General features: G+C 67.9%; 13 protein-coding genes. 6 read left to right on the forward strand and 7 right to left on the reverse strand.

Annotated features, from left to right (window positions below; all coding sequences use genetic code 11):
• Positions 1–7 precede the first annotated feature (7 nt).
• From ACYVKF_RS12375 to ACYVKF_RS12390, 4 genes are all read right to left on the reverse strand, one after another.
• The gene (locus ACYVKF_RS12375) at positions 8–1,525 is read right to left on the reverse strand and encodes a type I restriction-modification system subunit M (RefSeq protein ID WP_460966667.1); all 1,518 of its coding nucleotides are present in this window, start codon (positions 1,523–1,525) and stop codon (positions 8–10) included.
• Between the two features lie 344 nt (positions 1,526–1,869).
• On the reverse strand, positions 1,870–2,394 hold the full coding sequence (locus ACYVKF_RS12380) for a hypothetical protein (protein ID WP_460966669.1): 525 nt from the start codon (positions 2,392–2,394) through the stop codon (positions 1,870–1,872).
• 412 nt (positions 2,395–2,806) lie between these two features.
• The gene (locus ACYVKF_RS12385) at positions 2,807–3,868 is read right to left on the reverse strand and encodes a hypothetical protein (protein ID WP_460966671.1); all 1,062 of its coding nucleotides are present in this window, start codon (positions 3,866–3,868) and stop codon (positions 2,807–2,809) included.
• A gap of 81 nt (positions 3,869–3,949) precedes the next feature.
• The gene (locus tag ACYVKF_RS12390; RefSeq protein WP_460966673.1) at positions 3,950–5,245 is read right to left on the reverse strand and encodes a hypothetical protein; all 1,296 of its coding nucleotides are present in this window, start codon (positions 5,243–5,245) and stop codon (positions 3,950–3,952) included.
• Positions 5,246–5,721: 476 nt separating this feature from the next.
• Between ACYVKF_RS12390 and ACYVKF_RS12395 the strand changes: the two genes are divergently transcribed.
• On the forward strand, positions 5,722–5,934 hold the full coding sequence (locus tag ACYVKF_RS12395; protein WP_460966675.1) for a hypothetical protein: 213 nt from the start codon (positions 5,722–5,724) through the stop codon (positions 5,932–5,934).
• A gap of 1,050 nt (positions 5,935–6,984) precedes the next feature.
• Here the strand turns inward: ACYVKF_RS12395 and ACYVKF_RS12400 are convergent.
• On the reverse strand, positions 6,985–7,347 hold the full coding sequence (locus tag ACYVKF_RS12400) for a hypothetical protein (protein WP_460966677.1): 363 nt from the start codon (positions 7,345–7,347) through the stop codon (positions 6,985–6,987).
• 46 nt (positions 7,348–7,393) lie between these two features.
• Here ACYVKF_RS12400 and ACYVKF_RS12405 point away from each other — a divergent pair, with 46 nt between their 5' ends.
• The 3 genes from ACYVKF_RS12405 to ACYVKF_RS12415 all read left to right on the forward strand — a co-directional run bounded on the left by ACYVKF_RS12405 (position 7,394) and on the right by ACYVKF_RS12415 (position 10,301).
• Positions 7,394–8,221: an LEM-3-like GIY-YIG domain-containing protein gene (locus tag ACYVKF_RS12405; protein ID WP_460966679.1), complete on the forward strand. Its 828-nt coding sequence runs from the start codon at positions 7,394–7,396 to the stop codon at positions 8,219–8,221.
• A 499-nt stretch (positions 8,222–8,720) separates the two neighbouring features.
• The gene (locus ACYVKF_RS12410; RefSeq protein WP_460966681.1) at positions 8,721–9,818 is read left to right on the forward strand and encodes a hypothetical protein; all 1,098 of its coding nucleotides are present in this window, start codon (positions 8,721–8,723) and stop codon (positions 9,816–9,818) included.
• A gap of 6 nt (positions 9,819–9,824) precedes the next feature.
• Entirely contained in the window at positions 9,825–10,301 is a 477-nt protein-coding gene (locus ACYVKF_RS12415) for a hypothetical protein (RefSeq protein ID WP_460966683.1), read from the forward strand.
• Between the two features lie 164 nt (positions 10,302–10,465).
• On the opposite strand, the gene ACYVKF_RS12420 is transcribed toward ACYVKF_RS12415, so the two are convergent.
• Together ACYVKF_RS12420 and ACYVKF_RS12425 are read right to left on the reverse strand one after the other, a co-directional pair.
• A complete protein-coding gene (locus ACYVKF_RS12420) occupies positions 10,466–11,038 on the reverse strand; it encodes a hypothetical protein (protein WP_460966685.1) in 573 nt (190 codons plus the stop codon).
• A 175-nt stretch (positions 11,039–11,213) separates the two neighbouring features.
• Positions 11,214–15,284 carry an AAA domain-containing protein gene (locus tag ACYVKF_RS12425; protein WP_460966687.1) on the reverse strand — a complete coding sequence of 1,357 codons (4,071 nt, stop codon included), beginning with the start codon at positions 15,282–15,284 and terminating at the stop codon, positions 11,214–11,216.
• 288 nt (positions 15,285–15,572) lie between these two features.
• Here ACYVKF_RS12425 and ACYVKF_RS12430 point away from each other — a divergent pair, with 288 nt between their 5' ends.
• On the forward strand, positions 15,573–17,069 hold the full coding sequence (locus tag ACYVKF_RS12430; RefSeq protein WP_460966689.1) for a hypothetical protein: 1,497 nt from the start codon (positions 15,573–15,575) through the stop codon (positions 17,067–17,069).
• 170 nt (positions 17,070–17,239) lie between these two features.
• Positions 17,240–19,771 (forward strand): DEAD/DEAH box helicase, encoded by a 2,532-nt coding sequence (locus ACYVKF_RS12435; protein ID WP_460966691.1) that lies wholly within the window; start codon positions 17,240–17,242, stop codon positions 19,769–19,771.
• The last annotated feature ends 11 nt before the right edge of the window (positions 19,772–19,782 follow it).

Here is a 19,782-nt window from a genome sequence, read left to right on the forward strand (position 1 = left end):
GCGAGCCTCACGACAGGTGGGCCTTCAGTTGAGCCAAGGAGGTCTGAATGTTCGCTTCGACCTCTTCAAGGTCTCTGATGATGTCTAGTGGGTGGCGGTGAATAACCTCAGCGTGAACGGCCTCCTGGTAGCGGTTGAGGGAGAGGTCGTATCCGTTCCCGGCGATGCTGTCCTTCGGAACGCAGAACGATTGCTCCGTGCGTTCGCGCTTGAGTTCGCCGTCGCCCCTGTTCGCCCAACGAGCTAGCACGTCAGGGAGGTTGTTCTTGGAGTGCTCACCTCCGGTCAACCCGGACTGCGGCAGACAGCCGAGCTTGGCGTCCGGAAGAAGGGCTGCGCGCTTGTCGTCGAGGCTCCACCCGTCGGCCTGGATGTCGTAGAACCAGACGTGGTCGGTGCCGCCACTGTTGGTTTTGGTGAAGAACAGAATCGCGGTGGACACGCCGGCGTAGGGCTTGAACGCCCCGGCTGGGAGTTTGACGACGGCGTCTAGTTTCTGATCCTCGACGAGGATCTTGCGTAGCGCCTTATGGGCGGTGCTGGAGCCGAAGAGGACACCGTCGGGGACGATGACCGCCGCGCGGCCGCCGGGTTTGAGCAGTCGCAGGAAGAGTGCCAGGAAGAGGAGTTCGGTCTTCTTGGTCTTGACGACCTTGAGCAGGTCCTTGGACGTGGTCTCGTAGTCCAAGCTCCCGGCGAAGGGCGGGTTGGCCAAGATCAGGGAGAACAGCCCCTCGTCGCCACCGGCGCCCTCCGAGAGGGAGTCGCGGTAGCGCAGGTCGGGGGCTTCGACACCGTGCAGGAGCATGTTCATGCTGCCGATGCGGAGCATGACGTTGTCGAAGTCGTAGCCGTGGAACATGCTGTGGTGGAAGTGGCGTCGCTGCTGCTCGTCGGTCATCACGGACGGGTATTCGCGTCGGACGTGCTCCGCGGCGGCGACGAGGAATCCTGCGGTGCCGGCGGCAGGGTCGGCGATCTCGTCCTTGGGTGTGGGGGCGGTCATCTCGACCATGAGCTGGATGATGTGCCGCGGGGTGCGGAACTGGCCGTTGTGCCCGGCGCTGGCGATCTTGCTGAGCATGTACTCGTACAGGTCGCCGTTGGTGTCGCGGTCCTGCATGGGGATGTCGTCGAGCATGTCGACGACCTTTGAAAGCAGCTGGGCGCTGGGGATGGTGAACCGGGCGTCCTTCATGTGCTGGGAGTACGTCGTCCCGTCGCCGCCGATGTCGCGCAGAAACGGGAAGACCTGTTCCCCGATGGTCTGGAACATGACCTGGGGGTCGTCGTTCTTGAACCGGGACCAGCGCAAGGCGTCCTGCCCTGGCTTGAAGACGGGGTTCTCGATGGGTTGGCCGAGTCGGTTGGCCTTCTTCTCGGCGAGGGTCTGCAGGTCGTCGAGGCGGCGGATGAACAGCAGGTAGGTGATCTGTTCGATGACCTCGAGCGGGTTGGAGATGCCGCCGGACCAGAAGGCGTCCCAGATGCGGTCGATGCGGCTCTTGAGGTCTCCGGTGATCACCGGGGCAGGCTACCCTCCGCGGCGGGGATGTTTGGGCTGGTTCGCGGGGTCTCGTGCGGTTGGTGGCCGGTGTCAGAGCGGCGCCGGGAAGGTGGTCTTCACCTCCTTCTTCCCGGGGTCGTGCCGTGGTCTCCGACTGTCGGCGTGGGTGGGTTGTTGCGCGTTGAGCGTGGGTGTTCACCTCCTCGTGTTGTGCTCTGGCGCGGTGGCGGGTGGGGTGCGTCGCCTCCTTTCGCGGGGCGGGGTGCGGGGTGTTGTCTTCGCTGCTCTGTGGAGTTGTCAAGGTGCTTCGCCTGTGGGGGCAGGGGTGATGGTGTCCGGTTCCCGGGGTTGTGCAATCCCGGTCAGTAGGGGATCGCTTCGCTGCCCCACTGGCGGTCGACCGCCAGGAACGGGTCGGGCAGGCAGGCAAGGGCCATGAGGGCGGCTGCGAAGAGCGGCCGGACGGCGTTGCCGGCGGCCTCGCGGTCGAAGGAGCCGGCCCGGACGGCCTCTACCCCGCGCCAGGTGGACGCCGCGAGCCACCAGATGAAGGACGCCTGCTCGTCGGGGTTGCGCAGGAGCCCGGCCTGCTGGGCGTCGAGGACAAGCTGGCCCAGCGAGGGGTAGTTGACGGTGACGTCACGCTCGTGGACGGCGGCGTGCTGGATGACACAGCTGAGCTCCACACGGATCTGGTCTGCTGCGGCCGGGTGCGTCCGGCGCATGGCCGCCTCGAAGCAGGTGAGCAGCCTCTGGGCCTGGTGGATGTTGATGAGGGTGCTCTGCATGACCTGCAGGACGTACACCTCGGCGCACTCGACGACGTCGTCCAAGTGGGCGTCGCTGTCCTGCAGGGCGAGTGGGAGGGGCGGGAGCGTGACGATCATGGGGGTTTCCTTCAGTTGGTTGAGGTGCGCTTGCTGCGCCGCGTCCAGAGTGCGGCGGGCAGGGGGGCTGCGTCGTGGGACGGATGTCCTCATGGGAGGGGGACGATTGCCCTATTTGCTGAGGCGGCGGGATCCCTCGGTTGGGGGATCTCGCCGCTTCAGCGACGCGGACGTCAGTGCGGGGGGCTCGGATGTCGGTCCCTGATGAGGCGCTGCGGACATCCGACGCTAGGACCTGGCTTCGGCCTACAGACGGCAGCCACTCATGCACGGCATGAGTGGTCGCCCATTCGATATAGGCGATTCGGCAGGGGCTAGACCAGGTCACTGGCGGCGACGGCGATGGCCGCTTTTGTTGTATGTCGCGGGCGTGGTCCGAGGCGTTGGCGGCCGAGCAAACGTGCGCTTGTCCTTAGGCTGCGCGCGACGGCCGATCCGGTCGTGCGGTGGGCGAAGTCCCCCGGGTGAGCCGGCGCAGGCAGATGGTCTGGTCGGTGCCCATGACCGCGGCGCCGGCATCGAGGCCCCTGGGGGCATGCAGGGTGGCGTGCGCGGCGGCCCACTCGGCGAGGGCCATGGAGGTCAGGCCAGGGATCCAGGCCAGGTCGGCGGTCTCAAGGGTGAGGTTGATGTGGTGGTCGTAGCTGTTCTTGGCGGACTGGCTGGTCAGGGGCTGGCGGCCGTCATAGAGCATGGACCAGTCGGTCTGCAGGGGCCGCGCGCCATTGGCGGCCTCGGTGCGCCACTGGGTCAGGGCAGCGTCCGCCCACGCGTCGAGGACCACCGTGCGCGGCGCGATGTGCCATCCGCTGTGGGGGTCGTGCAGGTGGCGCCCGGACAGGTTGAGGGTGCCCTGGTCACTGGTGGATCCGGGCGTGTGATCGGCCCAGCGGACCTGTGCGCCTTCGGCTGTTGCGGCGCCGCTGGTGGCGATGGCGAGGGCTGCGGATCGGCGGTGCAAGGCCCCGATGCAGTCAAGTGGGGCGGACACGCGGGCGAGGAGGACCTCGTCGCTGGTGGCGACCCGGTTTCGGGGTCGCGCAACGGGCTTTGCTCCGTCGGCGGGTTCTTCGATGAGCGCCGCGGGCGGGCGGTGCCCATGGAGCCCCGAGAGCTGGTAGGTGACTCCGAGCATGGTCAGTGCGTTGTGAGCGGCCATCACGGTGTTCTTGCGCAGGTGCCAGCTGGCAAGGGTGGGTGCGCGGTCGACGAACGCGGCGCTGATGTCGTCGAGGTCCTGCGTGTCGGTGATCCCGGCAGCGATGGCATCCTCGAACCAGCGGTCCAGGACGGCGGTCATGGCGGTCTCGGTCTGGGGGTCGGGGTGGTCGGCGCGCCACTGGGCAAGCACGAGCTGCCGCTGCATCACGAAGGGCGACCCCGCGGCAGCCAAGGAGGTGCCGGCGTCGGTGAAGGTGGGGTCGGTGCGGTGCACCGTGGCGCTGATCTGCTGCTGGATGGTGAGCGTGGTCATGATGTTCTCCGGATGGTTGGGTCGGTGTTGACCCTCTGATCCGTCCGGTGTGCGCGGCGGCGCGCAATGCCACCTTTTCGGCTACGCGCCGTGCCGGTAGGCGTAGTGCGCCCACGCCTCGGAGTTGGCCAGGATCGCGGCCATAGCCAGGTCGGCAAGCTGGGCGCGGCGACCCCACGAGGCTGCTCGGTCCTTGTGCACGTAGCGCTGTTCGAGCCAGGAGAAGAACGACTCGGACTGGTTCCGGGCCCCGAACACGGCCCGAAACCGGTCGGTCCACGCCTCGGGGATTACCCGGTGTGCGGACAGCTCGGAGTCCCACGCGACCCTTCCGCGACCGTCTGCTCGGGTGGCCGTCAGGGGTACCTCGTAGTGAAGGTCGCCGTGCTGGCAGGGGATGACGTAGTGCAGTTCGACGTCGAAGGCGCTGCCGTTGTGGGAGCGGACCAGTCGATTCGGGGTGATGATCGGGCCGGTCTTGCGGGGCGTACCTGATCCGCTGGCTCGGTCGCAGGGATACACGGCGCCGTCGTCGCTGATCAGGTGGTGTGTGCAGAGTGACTTGTCGGGCCGCGAGTGGTGCTGCGAGGGCAAAGATGTGAAGAAGGTGCGGACTTTGCGGTCCTTGTACTGCCCGTGTGCACGGACGGTGACGCCGGCGTCGCCGTCGGCACCGGCGTCGTTGTGCTTGCTCTTGACGGCGTTGTGGTTCACCACGGGTGTCCCGTGCCGGGTCAGCAGCTGGAGGGCGTGTCGGGGGTAGATCTGGCCGTCGTAGGCGATGGCCTGGAAGTAGCCCGGTGCAGCTGCCAGCACCCGGTCGAGCATAGGTCGGGCTGCGTCGGATTCCGCCTGACCGGGCTCTGCGACGTCCACGTCAAGGATCACCCGGGTGTAGTTGTCATACCCCTTCGTGGAGAGGGCGAGGTGGTAGAAGCCGTCCGTTGGCCCGTGCTTCTTCACCTTGCTGTAGCGCCCACCCTCTTCGTGGGTGCGGGGTTTGCCGACCGTCGCGCGGCTGCCGCGGAAGAGGGTCACCACGTCACCGGTCTGCTCGTCGTACATGGTCTCTTGCCGGATATCCGAGGGCGGGTGGAACACGGACGCGTCACCGCACAGGATCTCCCCGAGACTCGGGTTGAGCGGGTCGCGAGTGGCGTGCCCTTCGGCGTCGCGGATGCGCTGGGCGAGACTGAGTGACGCAGACGTGAGGCAGGTCAGCAGTGGGGCCATCAGGTCGCCGTCGACCAGGTGCTTGGAGCGCCACCGGTTGTAGGCGTGATACCCAGGTACGGGGTTGGACGTTCCGTGCTTGACCGGCGGCAGGGCGACTCCCTGCGCTGCGAACTCAGTGGTGACGATCTCCCAGTGGGACAAGAGTTCCTGATCGGCAGCCTCAAAGCTCCCGAGCTCACGGGCCAGAGCCCCGTAGAACAGCCAGTATCGGGCCGGGGGCGTGGGGCGTCCTGTGCGCTGCACCGGGAACGGTGTCGTGCACTGCTCGAGGAGCGGGCATCGGATCAAGACGCGGATCGTTGTGGCCGTGGAGGTGGCACCGCCACGACCCAGCCAGTCGCGCCGTGGTCCAGCTAGCGGTAACTGCCTGATCCCAGGCAGGCCCACCGGGTCGGCCGGGAGCCAGTTCGGCGCGTCGACCGGCGCCGCGACTGACACCTCGTCCCGACCTTCGGTGGTAGGCGAGCCGGTGGGCGCGCTGGCAATGGTGACTTGAGCCGAGGTGGGTTTCGGGGGATGCACGGGTTCTCTCCTGCGGAAGATGTCAGGTGGACATCTGCAGAAGGTTCGGTACCGCCGGAGGTGGGCAATGCCGGGAGCTCTGGCAGGTTCTCCGAGTGGATGAACCGGTCACCGCTGCATCGCCCGCCTCGCTCTTCTTGGCCGGAGCGAGGCGGGCGAGCCAGGCGCAGTTGGGTTTGCTGGTGGTGTCAGGGTCGGGAGCGGGCGGTCGTGATGGCCGCGGTGATGGCTTCGGCGATGCGTCGGCCGCGGCGGCGGAAGCCGAGTACGTCCATGGCCTCAAGGAGGATGTCTTCCTCGGTGTGTAGTAGACCGTCGCTGTCGATCCATCGCACCAAGGCTGCGAGTTCTCCGTGGGAGTACTCCGTGATGGGCGATCCTGGAACTACGCGGGGTCTGGGTGCCGATCTTGTGGGCGTGGGTGGGGCGGGCCGTTCTCTCGAGCCACGAGAAGAACGACTCGGCTTGGTTGCGGGCGCCGAACACGGCCCGGTACCTCTTTGCGGTCGTGGACGCCGGGCTCAGCGGCGCCGACCTGGGCTGGGAGACACGCGAGCGCGCCGCCCCTGCTGCTCTGCGCACGTTTGAGGCCCCTGCTGTTCCGCCGTCCCTCCACCTGACGGGCGATCTGGGATGTGCTCAGCGGTGGCAGGTGTACCGCGCGGTCCTTGATGACCGTGCCGTCCGTGCCGGGCTGGAGGAGTTTCGGGGGGGCGGTCGGCCCCTTCGGCTCATGCGCGCACCGATGACCGGCTTGGCCCTGCTCGACCGGCCATCGCGGATCTCCCGGCGTCCTGAGCAACCGCCGCGGACGGTGGGGCACCCCATGCGAGGGTCTGAGCCGCCCGCGCCGCGAGGGGGCCGGGTCGACTACCGTGGTCAGCACGCGGAGCGTTCAGGCTCCTTCGTGGCCGATCGCCATCAGGCGTGAACCGCGCACCGGGCAGGATGTGAGCCCGCCGAGTGCGGCAAGTCGAAGGCCATCGACATGTCGGAATGCTCGAAGATCGACTACCCCAGTCGCGGGTCCGCCGTGCACGCGATGCGAGCGATCCGTCGCCGCTACGCGGAGCGCGGACTCACCGGCCCGAGCGGAGCGTACCTGTGCCGCTCCTGCCGGTGCTGGCACCTCACCTCCAGGGCGGGGGTCCAGACTCCGCCGTGGCTCAAGACACGAGCCAAGCTCTGACCGCGGCGCGGACCCCGGCGGCGGCGCCCAGCAGGCCGGCGTCCACGCCGCGTAACGCAGGCCGTGGTCCCGCGCCGACACATCCGCGGCCGGTGTTATCTGCGCTCTTGGTCAGCCCGGCCCGAGCCGGAAGGACTGCCTTGCCTCGGAAGGCGCACCACCGTCTGCGTCAGTGTTCGCCGCGCTCGCGCTGGCGCGACTTTTTGAGTGCCCGCAAACCCTCGGCTTCACCAGGGTCGATGTCCGCGAGCAGTTCAACTGCCTCGAGGTCCGTGTCTGGGTGGCGTGGCCAGATCCCAAGCTCGAGGACCAGCATGTCCAGCGAACCGGGCGCGGACGAAAGGTCATGCACGTCGCCGCTGTCGGTCACGACGAGCCCGCCCCCCTCCAAACCGGCGTCGGGGTCGGCAGGGTCTTGATACGACACGACCCACACCCCCCTTTCACGTGCTGCGCGGACGGCCACAAGCACGCTGCCTACCGCACGGAGATGGGCGTTGGCGACGCGCTTGGCCTCTTGGTGGGACAGCACGGCTCCCACCCTAGGTCTCTGCGAGCACGCCCGTACCATCAGCGGCATGCCCGCCGGACTTCAAGACTTCTACGTGTACGTCTACATCGATCCGCGCAACTACGAGGAGTTCTACTACGGCAAGGGCAGAGGGGCACGGCGCCATGCGCACCTCGTCGACGAGACGGACTCGGAGAAGGTCGCCCGGATCAGGGCGATCAGGCGAGAAGGTCTAGAGCCGATTGTCCGCACCATCGCCGCCGGGCTGACCGAACAGGACGCGTTGCTGATCGAGACGACCCTTATCTGGAAGTTGGGCAAGAACCTCACCAACCTCGCCTCGGGACACTTCGTCTCGCTGTTTCGCCCCCACAACACCCTCCACAAGGAACTGCCCGGCTTCGACTTCCAGAACGGCATCTACCTGGTGAACGTGGGCGAGGGCCCCACGCGCAACTGGGACGACTGCCAGCGACTGGGTTTTCTCGCCGCCGGCGGAGACCCGAAGTGGAGCACTCAGCTCCGCCGCCTTACGGAAGGCGACGTGGTCGTGGCTTACCTGAAGAGCAGGGGCTACGTGGGCGTCGGCACAGTGACAGCGCGCGCGGTGCCTTACCTCGACTACCGGCACCAAGGACGCCTGCTGAAGGACTTCGGTCTCGTCGAACCGAACATTGACCACGACGCAGAGGACCCGGCCCTGACCGAGTACGTCCTCGGCGTGGACTGGGCGAAGTCGTTTCCGCGGGAGGGCGCCAAGTGGCAACCCCTCTCCAAGCTGTTCACGACCCAACTGATCCGTGCATCCCTCGAAGGCCAACCGCAGACGGTCGCCTTCATCGAGGACGCGTTCGAGGTGAATCTTCGAGACCTCGCCGACCAGGGATCGGCGTAGCCACTAGCGTCTCGCCACCGTGCTCCAGGTGCCGCCGGCCTGCGCTGGCTCGCCCTCTTCGCCAGGGCAGGCGGATCTGGCTCTGGTCGAGAGCGTCACCGCCGCGCCGGCCCGACCGCCCCGCCCGACGGCCCTGAGCCGGTCCGGCCGCCTGCGCGGCCGGACCGTCTCGTGCTGGATCAGGTCCAGGAGTGGCCGTCCTCGACGTGGGACATCCGTCCTTCTTACGGGTGGAAGCGGGCGGCCCACGCACGCGTTCGCGGGTGCGTGATGCCGCGGGGTCGGGCGCTGACCCCCCGGGGCATCCTCACCACAACCGGGGCGCCGGTTCACGCAACCCGGCGCCCGATCGGTCGAATGGGTTGAAATACGCCGAATAGCCAGTTTCAGCTCTCTCGGGTTGATAGACACCACGAGCCCCAAGTCCCACCCCGGGCCGCTAACGGATGGACGTCTGCACGCTCCAGCCCTGGCCTCTTCCGCTTCGAAGGGAATCTCCTTGATCATGCAGGTCCCGCTCCGCGGGGATGTCGTGTCCTTCCCCCATGCCATCCCAAGCCAGTCGTGGATCGTCGAGCGGCTGCTGTGGGCCGACCGACTGGGCGCCCTGTGGCCCGGAGGCACGCCGCAGCCGCATGGACGACGTGAGTTTCGTCAGGCGCAGGAGGAGACCCTTCAATCCATCGAGCGTCTGTGCAGCGAAGACCTTTTCGTCGAGTACCACGTCGACCACTGCGCTTCGGAGCAGATCGTGGCCGACTTGGCGGACCTCGACGTCATCCCGCACGAACAGGTAGATCGCTTTCTCAAGGAGACCGGGATTGGCGACGCCCAACCCCCCAGCGAGACAGCTCCGGCGCCACGCCGCTCCGCTAATAGCCGCGACCTCTTCATGTACGTCAACAAGTTGCCGCCGAACGTCACCGACGGCCTCAAGCGGCTCGGCGTCGTCAAACCAAACCGTGAGGGGCTTCTCGAAGTACGCACGGCACAGGACGCCGACGCCCTGATGAGCGTCGCGATGAACCACGCGGTCCCGGTCTTTGGCCCTGACGAACGCGAGCCCATGATCGCCGACGCGAGCACCGACAGCGCCTTCTGGCAGGCCGCCATGGGCCGCGACGACGACCACACAGTCCATCCGGGCGTGGCGGTCACGTTCCCGCTCGCGGTTCCCCTTGGCAACGTCACGATCGAGCAGGTCCTCAACTTCCGTTTGAAGCATGACGCCGACCGGATCGCCTACCTTGGCCAACTCGCTGAGTACGCGGACCGTCAGGTCACCTCGTCCATCACCGGCACGCAGATGACCAAACGGCTCAGAGACAGGGTTGCGGGCGACATGGCCCTTGCCAGCCAAGGCATGGTCAGAAGACTCCGCCAGTACGGAGTCGCCCTCGCGTTGCAGACGACTTCTGCAGCCATCGCCGTGGCCAAGGATCCGCACGACCCTCTCGGAATCGCCCAGGCCGCCACCTCCCTGGCCGCTGCCACTCTTCCCGTCGCGACGGTGTCCTTGAGGCGGCCGCACCAATACCTACGCTCAGCCGGAAAGGCCGGGCTCCTCGCACACCCCGACGCCCTCCTGAACCGATAGGAAGCCATGTCCGACCTTGCACTCACCGCCCACATCGGACCCCCGGACCCGAACAGCGGCAGGATCAGCGACGTCGTCGCGACCCTGTGTCTGTACATCGGGGACCGGGGTGTGTGGACACTGACCCTTGCGGCGGAGCCCACCACCCGATTCTTCGACAGCACCGGCAACGTCGGCGAAGAGCTCGTTGGGCTCGCAGGCGTCGCCGCTGGGCTGCCCGCCGTCCTTCCTCTCGCCGAGGTCCATCTGGCTACCGCCGCTCAGCGCACGGTTGACCTGCCGGAGGCCCATTGGTCACAGCTTCGTGAAGCCGTGGACGATTCCCCGCAGTCCGTCGGCCTCGTGGTGGCAGCCGTGATCCCTTCGCTTGTCGCGCCGGTCCGTTCGGCCACCGAAGGACTGCCGTGGTCTGTCACGATCTGTGGGCCGGTCGTAGACGCACGACGTTCTCAGTGGGGCGCGGAGGCAGCACTGACGCTCTGACGAGTGCACAAGCGCAAGGCGGCAGAGGTGCACTGCGGGGCGCTCGGTCGTCACGCAGTGTCCTCCGAGGGTTCTGCTCCTTCGAATGGCTGCGGGCCGGCGGGCGCATGACGTAGCGGTCCGGACCCATTGGGTCCGGACCGCTGAATGGAGGGTTTGCCCGGCTACTCGCCGCGGACCTTGACCAGAGCGCGCTTGGTGAGCTCCAGCGCGGTCTCGACGGCCGCGTCGTCGACGAGTGGACAGTTGAGCGCGTACTGCTGGGTGGCCACCACCTCGCGTTCGCGGATGTGGGCATCGTCCAGGTCTTCGACGTCCTCCGGGCGCAGCCGGATAGTCAGGCCACTGTTGTGCGGCTTGACGTACGCCACGGCTCCGAACCGCTGCTTCCCGTCATCGCGGATCATGAGGTAGTTGTTGTAGCCGTCCTTGCTGTTCTGGCTCGTGCCCACCTCGATGTAGGTACCCAGGTCGAGCACCCGCTCGAGGTAGTCCAGAACACGACGGCAGCTCGCTGCACTGGTGGCTCGCGTGTAGACGAACTGCCGCACGAAGTACGAGTCCTCGTCTTCGCCGGAGAACTGGCTGACGCTGCGCGCCGGGACGGTCTCATTGCCGGTGTCCTCCGGCACGGCGTCGTTGCCCCCGACGGCGCCCCCCTCCGCGGCCTCCGATGTGGACGCAGTCAGCTTCTGGTATTCCACGATCTCCTGCACGGTTCCTTCGATGATCTTCATGGTTGCATCCCCCTTCGTGGCCACGGGCCGTCCGTGTATGCACCCACAATACATGCGTACATGTACACACACAAGCGATCGCGTACACGGGGCTCAACCGGGCTGCTCTTGCGTGCGCACTCGCACGAGGGGCTTGTGTACACGGGGGCAGTCTCGCGAGCGTCAATCTCGCAGGTTAGGTCCGGGCTGCCCGGATGGCGGCCGTGATGGCCTCGTCGATCCGCTTGCCTCTGCGTCGGAAGCCAAGTTCCTCCATGGCCTCGCGCAGGATGTCGTCCTCTGTGCGCAGCAGGCCGTCGCTGCCGATCCACCGTACGAGGGCCACGAGTTCGCGCGGCTGGTACTCGGTGATGGGCAATCCCGGAATCACCCGAGGCCGTGGCGCGGTGCGCGGGGGAGGGGCGCCGGTGTTGCGAGCGGCGATGCTTGGGGCATCCGCGTGGGGCGACTCGATCCGCTGGCCGCGTGCCGGGTCCGTCTGGGTGGGGGCGTCGGCTGCGGTAACAGCGGCGTCGTATGCGGCCTTGGCTCGGGCTACCTCGACGGCGGGGTTGCGGAACCATTCGGTGGACCAGATCCGGTGGAATCGCCAGCCGAGGCGCTCGAGGTGTTCTTGGCGCAAACGGTCGCGATCTCGGGCGCTGGCGGAGGAGTGGTACGCCGCGCCGTCAGCTTCGATGGCTAGCACCATCCGCCCCGGCTGTTGCGGGTGGGCTGCGGCGAAGTCGATGCGGTAGCCGCTGACGCCGTACTGGGCCGTGAGGGGGATTCCTGCGGCGGTCAGCCGGTCGCGCACGTCGATCTCGAACGGGTTCAGCGCTGGCGGCAGGGAGGTGGTGGGGCCGAGCTCGGCGCCACCGGAGGCCATGAAGCTGATGAACTGGCCAAGCAGGTGCGCTCCACGGGCGTTGAGCTTGGCGGGGTCGAGGTCGTGGTGGGTGAAGCTGCTGACCAGGGTCATGCGCTTCTTGGCGCGGCTGACGGCGACGTTGAGGCGCCGCTCTCCACCCTTGGTGTTGAGCGGGCCGAACCGGTATTGCATGCGTCCGTCGGGTGCCTTGCCGTACCCGATGGACAGGATGATCGCGTCGCGTTCGTCGCCCTGGACCCGTTCGAGGTTCTTGACGAAGAATCGTTCGGGGTGGTCCTCGTTGAAGTAGTCGTCGAGGTCGGGGTTGACCGCGATGGCGGCGCGCACAGCGTTCTCGATGCGGTCGGCGTGCTTGATGCCCATGGTGATGACGCCCAGGGATTCCTGCGGGCGTTGTCGTGCGTGCGCCAGGACGCGGTCCACCACGGCCTGCACCTCAGCCGTTGCGGATTCGTCCGATCCTGGTATCCCGGGAACGTGCGGTACGGGGACGTGGTCGAGAACCCCGTCCACGTGCGCACCGGGGAAGGTGGTCAGGGACGAGTCATAGATGTGGGCGTTGGAGAAGGCGATCAGCCGCTCGTCCTGGCTGCGGTAGTGCCAGGTCAGGGACCGGAACGGCAGGGCGGCCGCGAGGGCGTCGAGGATCGACTCGTACCCCTCGGTCAGCGTGATGGCGACGTCCCCCGTCTCGCTGATCTCGAGCCCCTCCTCGCTCTCGTTCCCCTCGGCGCTGGTGGCGGCGAAGAAGCTGGTGGGCGGCAGCTGCCGCTCGTCACCGGCGACCGCGACCCGGCGCCCGCGCAGGATCGAGGGGATCGCGTCCGCTGGGGGGACCTGGCTGGCCTCGTCGAAGATGACCACGTCAAACAGTTGCTCCAGGGGCAGGACCTGGCTGACCACGAGCGGCGACATCGCCCAGCAGGGTTTGACGGCCATCAGGACGTCCGGGGCTCCTCGCATCAGGTCACGCATGGGCCGGTGTCGTCGCTGCTTGTTGGCTTCGGCCCGGATCAGGGTGGCCTGCTCGGGGTGCGCGTCCAGGGCGGCGTACAAGCGTTCGGCGCACGCCCGCCGCACGCGGTCGGCCGTGCTGGCGACGTGGTCGGTGTCCCGGGCGCGGAACTCGCTGGCGACCCGGTCCTGCGTCTGGGCTTGGAAGGCGCCGTAGGCGCTGTCGCTCATCGCGACGGATTCGATGATGGAGCTGAGCCAGATCGCCTCGAAGATGCTGGCCGCTCGGTCTGCGGTGACGCCGTGCTGGGTGAGCTCGCTGATGAGGGGGCCGAGGCCGGCCGACACCAGGTTGGCTTCCAGGTGGTTGCGTCGCGGTAGGCGCGCCAGGGTGGCCTGATCGGCCGCGAGGTTGCCGAGCCGGTCGGGCAGGGACTCGGGGCTGAGGGTGTCGAGGTGCGCGGAGGCGTGCATGTGCGCGCCGAGGGCTCGTAGCTCGAGGTTCAGCCGCTCGTAGGCGCCGTGGGCGTCGCCGAGGTTCGCTGGGAGCCGCGGCCGGCCACCGTCGACGCACGCGTTCGACCACGACCGGAGGAACTGGTCGGCGGCGACGAGCTGGGCATGCAGCTCGGCCTTGCCCGCCTTGCCCGCCCCGCCCTGGCGAAGGAGGCTCACGGCTCGCTTGCGTAGCCGCCGTCGTTGGCTCCAGCCGATGGTGACGCCGTGCTCCTTGCGGAAGCGCCGGCTGCCGCTGGCCGCGACTAGGTCGGGAAGTGGGGCGGTGAACACGGCCGGGTCGAAGATGGTGAGGGTTTGCGCGACACCATCGAGCAATGCCAGTGCGTGCTGCCACTGCGCGACGCTGGAAGGGGGGACAAGCCCGGTCTCGCGCAGCACGGACTGCAGTGTGGCGCTGACCGCCGGGACGGTCTGTCGCTGCAGCGACAGCACGGTGTCGAAGGCCGCCTGGGCCTGCTCCGGCGATGCCACGGGCGACCCGTACCAAGGGCTGGCGGCGCCGTTGGGGTCCAGCCCGCCCAGGTCGGCGAACTCGACCAGTTGCTCCTTCAGGCGGGCAGCGCGCTCCTCGCCGATGTTGCGCAGGTCGGGGCCGCGAAGTCGGAAGGCCAGCCCGGCCGTTGACAAGCCCAGCAGGCGGGCTTGGGCGTCGAACAGGCTGAGCCCCCACGGATCGCGGGTCTGGTGCAGGGAGCGGTCGTGCGCCAGAAGCCGGTCGCGTTGCCCGACCAGGTCTCGGTGCAGGGACTGCAGCTGGGGCACTGGGGTGCGGCCGGCGCGGTCGAGGGTGGCCGCGAGCGCCTGGGCCATCTGGCGCCGGTTGCCGGCCCCGTCGTGCAGGTTCATGACCCACTCGCCGAGGTCGACCCGCTCAAGCCGTGACAGGACGGCGTCGATGGCCGCGCGCTTCTCCGCGACGAACAGTACGGTCTGGCCGCGGGCGACGAGGGTGGCGACCAGGTTGGTGATGGTTTGTGACTTGCCGGTCCCGGGTGGGCCCTTGATGACCAGGTTCTGACCGGCCACGACGGCGTTGATGGCGTAGCTCTGTGAGGAGTCCGCGTCGGCCACCACGTACTCGTCCTGGGGCGGGGTCTGGTCCGGGGAGAGCACGGTGGTGGCGGTATCCCCGCCGCGGATCTGCTGCTGGGCGGCGGCGTCCCCGGCCAGCGCGGCGACGATGTCGTGTTGTTCCAGCAGCTCCAGACCGTTCAGTAGGTCGTTGACCATGGGGAGCTTGGCGTACGTGAACGTCCCGACCACGGTCCGCGGGTTGATCGCGAACCCGTCGACGTCGCGCGCGAGCTTGTCGAGTCGGTCGAAGACCGGGGTGGGGTCGAAAGTCGCCTGCATCGACATCAGGTCCGCCATTTCGTCCGCGTCGCTGGTGACAGCGAACTGCTCGGCGAGAAGGTGCAGCAGGACAGGATTGACCTCGATGGTGTCCGAGAGCTCGAGCTCGAAGTCGTCCTCGGCTGCGCTGCGGGGCGTCAGGGTGACGGCGCGCAGGAGTACAGGCGCGGCGGGCGCCGAACGGCGTTTGGTCGGGTCCGGCTCGGTCCATGTCGCCATCCCGCTGGCGAGGTATCCGGCGTTGATGCCTCGTTCCTCACGCAGCTCACGGATCTTCTTGTGGATCAGCTGGCACCGTTTGCGGGCGTCCGCGCGCTCCTCAGCGGACGGGTACAGGGCTGTCAGCGTGACCGACCGTCCCGCGAGCAACCTGACCGCGGCCGCAGGGTCAGCGCCGGCCAGGTCGAGGGTGCCGCGAAGGTCCTTGTAGTACAGCAGCGTGTTGCGGCCGCCGAGGTCGATCAGCTCGCGAGACCACTTCTTGACCGCCGCGGCGACCAGCGCCGCCCGCTCGGCCGACACGGTCGTGTGGCGTGCCCCTGCCTCCATGTGCCGTCTACCCCTGCTCTCGCGCCCTACGCCCTGCCTGGTGCGGTGGCGCGGGCGAAGCCGAGGCTACCGGTGACCTTCCTGCGCTATGCGGCAAATAGTGCGTTGGTCCGTCGACTGAGCAGACCCAGCCGCGTGTGGCCGGGGGATCCTGCGTGGGCTTTCTCCGCGGCGCCGCCGTGATGAGGCCGGGGGGCCAGTTTCGTCGAGATCGGTTCAGCCGCTGCTTCGTCGGGGTTGAATAGGCCCCCGGCCCGGCCCAGCCAGTCCATCCCGAGAGGAGCCCACATGCTCGCATCGCGCGTCGTCCGCCCGCTCGGGTCCGCGCTGGAGGTTGACCCGGTCGATGGCAGGGGCGACTGGTCGCGGCACCTCGCGTTGGCTTGGAGCGCGTTGGCCGACCCCGACGGGTACGCGGCGCAGATGCCGTCAGCGCCCGGCCCTGATGCCGACCTGCACGAGCACACCGCCTGGTGGACACCGTTGGTCCACCTCACCCGTTTCGCCCTGGGTCTGCCTTGTCCCGCTGCCGGGCTGCAGCAGCTCTTGGGCACAGACCGGTCCGCGCTCGACCCGGGCGCCAACGCCGTCCTGCGCGTGGTCGACCTCTGGTGGGGTGACAGGGTCCTTGACTTCATCGCTTGGGGCACCGCCGGCGGTGACGAGCTCTTGGCACGTGGCAACCGCTGGCCGCTCAAGATCGATCCTCCCGTCCTCGACCTCGCGGCCGCCGACGATCCGGCACTGAGCCAGCGCCGCAGGACTCCGCAGTGGACGAGCGTGTGGCAGGGGGGTGGGGACCCGATGCACCTCTCATCGCACAGCGACCATCCCCTGGCCCGTGAATGCGCCGCCCCGATCAGTGCGGATGCCGACCACCTGACGGTCACGGCACCTGCCTACGGCGGGTGGTATCGCACGTTGCTCCTCCTCAGCGAGGTAGCCCCGCAGCAGGGGCAGCGAGTCGACGTGATCCTGAGGCCGTTCGGGCGACTGGGAACCTTTGCGGTCCAGCGGGACCAGCTGCCCCGCCTGGCAAGTCCGTCGCTGCCGGAGCGCGCCCCCAACGCCGCGGCCCCCGGCCGTGCGCACCACGAGGGCGGGGCCGCCTCACCTGAGCCTCAGTGGCACGGCGTACTCACCGCCCCGGACAGCTTGAACCCTGAGGCCGTCGACCAGGCCCACACGCTCGCCAACGCCGCCAAAGCGGGCGACTGGGAGCGGGTTCTTGCCCTGCTTGACGGCGGTCCGGGTGGCTCACACTGGGACGCGAACACGTGGCGGCCCGGCTCGCGAGGGTCCGGGTTCACCCCGCTGCACCAAGCCGCTTGGCACGGGGCGCCCGCCGACGTGGTCGAGGCCCTGCTGCGACGGGGGGCCTGGCGCTCGCTGCGGACCACGGAGGGACAGACCGCAGCAGACATCGCGACGGCCCGCGGTCACACCCACCTCGACAAGCTGTTGGACCCGCCGGCTCACCCGTGGGGCGCTGAAACCGATCTGTTCGCGGGGCTGGACCGCCAGCTCGCGGAGTTGGTCGAGGAGCGGCAGAGGCTGTTCCGATTGGTTGTCCCGGTCCGGCCGATGCAGACGCGGGTGCTGCTCGACCTCCCGGAACACAGCACCGTCTGGTTCCCTATCCCCGGGATGTACGGCGGGTTCGCCGTCCGGTACCTACGCAGCTCCCTGCTGGTGGAGAGCTGGTCGCGCGTAGCGGGCGGATCAGGACAGGCGCACCTGGTCACGGCCCACGAACGGATGCTGGTCGCACAGGGCTTCGTCTGAGCGCAGAGGCAAGACACGAGGTCGTCCGTTCGTCCGATTTGTCTTGGGAACGCGTGGTCCGCCAGTCGATTGCGCCTAGCCTCGCCCTCGTGCCCGGGGCTTGGTAAGGGCCACACGCACCGCACAACTATTGATTGCAGTGGGCGGCACGGGGAGCACGGGGGCACACGTTGGCGATCGATGAAGTGGGCCGGGTGCAGGGCCGACGCGCACCGAGGAACCCCACGTGGGAGTCCGCTGGCATCAGCTGGGCCGAACGAGAGCAGTTCCTCTCTGCCGGGCTGGGCTTCGACCAAGCCGACGCCGCCGCCCGATGGAAGGCAAACGGGCTGACTCCGCGTGATCTGGCCATGTCGGTGGACGGGCGGACTGCGGCGGCGCGGATCCGCGATGGGCAGGACGTGGACGAAGTTCTGCGGGGAGCACGCCGGGAGTCGTGGCGAGCCGCCCTCTGGACGTTGGATTGGCAACCCAGCACTACCATCACTGGTGTCGACGGTCAGCCCGAGAACGACGTTGATCGCATCATCTTGGCTCTCGAGGAGCTGGCTCAGCAGCAGGTAACAAAACCCGTGGCCGTCCGTGCCGACGATATCGGCGTTCGCATTCTCCTCGACGGCAACGGGGCCACTCTGCGGCTCGCCGCCCTGGGCGCGGGCCGGGCGCCGGACATGACTGGCTTCGTCTGCACCTGCCATCCCCTCGCACTCGTCGACGAACTTGCAGTGGATGTGCCGGGCAGCGAGATCCTGGTCCGGAGCGTCTCGCTCGGCTGCGTCCCCGCCCTTCTGGGGGGTGCGAGGCTGCTGCTGCAGGAGGCGGATGACGAAGACTCCGGGGCGCGAGTCGTGATGGACCGCGAGGGTCTGACACCCGCGCTTCGGCAGTCCGTCGACAGCCACGGAGTTCCGGTACGCACACCAACGTCGCGCCCTGGATCCTTCGCCTTCCCGCTCGACTTGGCCGAGATGCAGCTGCGTGGGACCGCCGAGAAGGTGATGGCGAACTCACCGTTCTCGGAACGACTGCCCCGACTCGGCCGGTCCCGCACAGAAACCGAGGCTCGCGGCGGTCGCTCGGCCCCGGGCGGGGAGCCACGCTGGTCTGGTTTTCCGGTGCCACCGTTATGCCGGCGAGATCTGAAGACGATCCTGAACACGATCGACGATGCCGTTGCGATGGCAACCGAGGACGTGCTGGCCGCTGTTCGGCAGCAACCATGTCCAGACCATCCCCCAGGCGACTACGCGGCCCTGCTGACCGATGGCACGTTGATCGAGCCACGCGCTGACGGCCTGCTTCGCCTGACGGTCGAAGGGCAGCGTCGCGCCGACTCGCTGGCCCGCCAAACCACCAACTTCGCCCGGAGCACCTCCATCAGCAGGCCAAGCACCATCTACGCGTGGCAGGACGAGGCGCTTCAGGCATGGGTACGCCACGGCCGATGCGGAGTCGTGGAGGCTGTGACGGGAACCGGGAAGACGCGCGTGGGGATCGAGGCGACAGCGGAGGCGGTCGATACAGGGATCAAGGTGGCGATCTGTGTTCCGACTCTCGTCCTGATGCAGCAATGGCACCGCATGTTGCGCATCTACGGCATCCGTCGCGTAGGGCGAGTCGGCGGGGGAGACCGGGACAGCTTCAAGGACCACGACGTCCTGATCGGTACGGTGCAGTCCCTTCGTCGGGTCCAGCTCCTGGGCGCAGACACCCGCGCGATGTTGATCGTCGACGAATGCCACCGGGTGGGTGCCCCAACCTTCCAAGACGCACTCGACGGTGGGTACGAACGACGCCTTGGCCTGACGGCGACGTTCGAACGATCCGACAACCGCTTGCGTGACCTCGAAGCATTCTTCGAGGGACCTCCAGTCTTTGGCATCGGCTACGAACGCGCGGTGCCCGACGGCATCGTCGCCCACTACGTCGTCGCACGGGTCGGCGTCGACTTCAGCTACGAAGAGCGTGCGGACTACAACGACGCGGACGAGGCATGCCGAACCCACCGCGGCAACCTCATCCGATCGGGAGTGCCAGCCGAACCGTTCGGGGTCTTCATGGAGGCAACCGCCGGCTTGGCTCGCGACGACTACTCGATCTTGGGCACGTGGGCCAAGGGCTACCTCGAAGCGTTCAGCAGAAGGGCAGAAATCCTGTCTATGGCGCAGGGCAAGGTCCTCGCCCTGCGTCAGCTAGCCCCAGCCATCGCCTCCGCCAGTGGCGCCCTGGTGTTCACCATGCGGGTGAGCAGTGCTGAACTTGGCGCCCAGATCCTGCAGGAAGAGGGTGTGCGAGCAGTGGCCATCCACGGTCAATCCAGCGACGACGAACGCGAATCGGCTTTGACGAGCCTTCGGAACGGCGAGCTGGACGCTGTCGTTGCCCCACGGATTCTTGACGAGGGCGTCGACGTTCCCGAGGCTGACCTCGGCGTCATCGTCGCCACCTCCTCCCGCAGGCTGCAGATGATCCAGCGGATGGGAAGGGTGCTTCGTCTCAAGAAGGGTGGACGCCGCGCTCGGTTCGTCCTGATCTACGTGAGGGACACATCCGAGGACCCCACCGGCGAAGGCGGCGCGCACGAGGCGTTCTTCGACGCGATCGAGTCCACTGCCGACGGGATTGAAGACTTCGATCTCGACCGAGGCGACGAGCTGGCCCACTTCCTGACAATGGCCTCGCAGCCTGCCCCGACCCCGTGATGTCAGGGACC

It is taken from the genome of Pedococcus soli (assembly GCF_054782575.1).

Coding starts and splice junctions, on each gene's coding strand:
- ACYVKF_RS12380 (WP_460966669.1), bottom strand. CDS start 2,394: ATGATCGTCACGCTCCCGCCCCTCCCACTCGCCCTGCAGGACAGCGAC.
- ACYVKF_RS12385 (WP_460966671.1), bottom strand. CDS start 3,868: ATGACCACGCTCACCATCCAGCAGCAGATCAGCGCCACGGTGCACCGC.
- ACYVKF_RS12405 (WP_460966679.1), top strand. CDS start 7,394: ATGCCCGCCGGACTTCAAGACTTCTACGTGTACGTCTACATCGATCCG.
- ACYVKF_RS12415 (WP_460966683.1), top strand. CDS start 9,825: ATGTCCGACCTTGCACTCACCGCCCACATCGGACCCCCGGACCCGAAC.
- ACYVKF_RS12420 (WP_460966685.1), bottom strand. CDS start 11,038: ATGAAGATCATCGAAGGAACCGTGCAGGAGATCGTGGAATACCAGAAG.
- ACYVKF_RS12425 (WP_460966687.1), bottom strand. CDS start 15,284: ATGGAGGCAGGGGCACGCCACACGACCGTGTCGGCCGAGCGGGCGGCG.
- ACYVKF_RS12430 (WP_460966689.1), top strand. CDS start 15,573: ATGCTCGCATCGCGCGTCGTCCGCCCGCTCGGGTCCGCGCTGGAGGTT.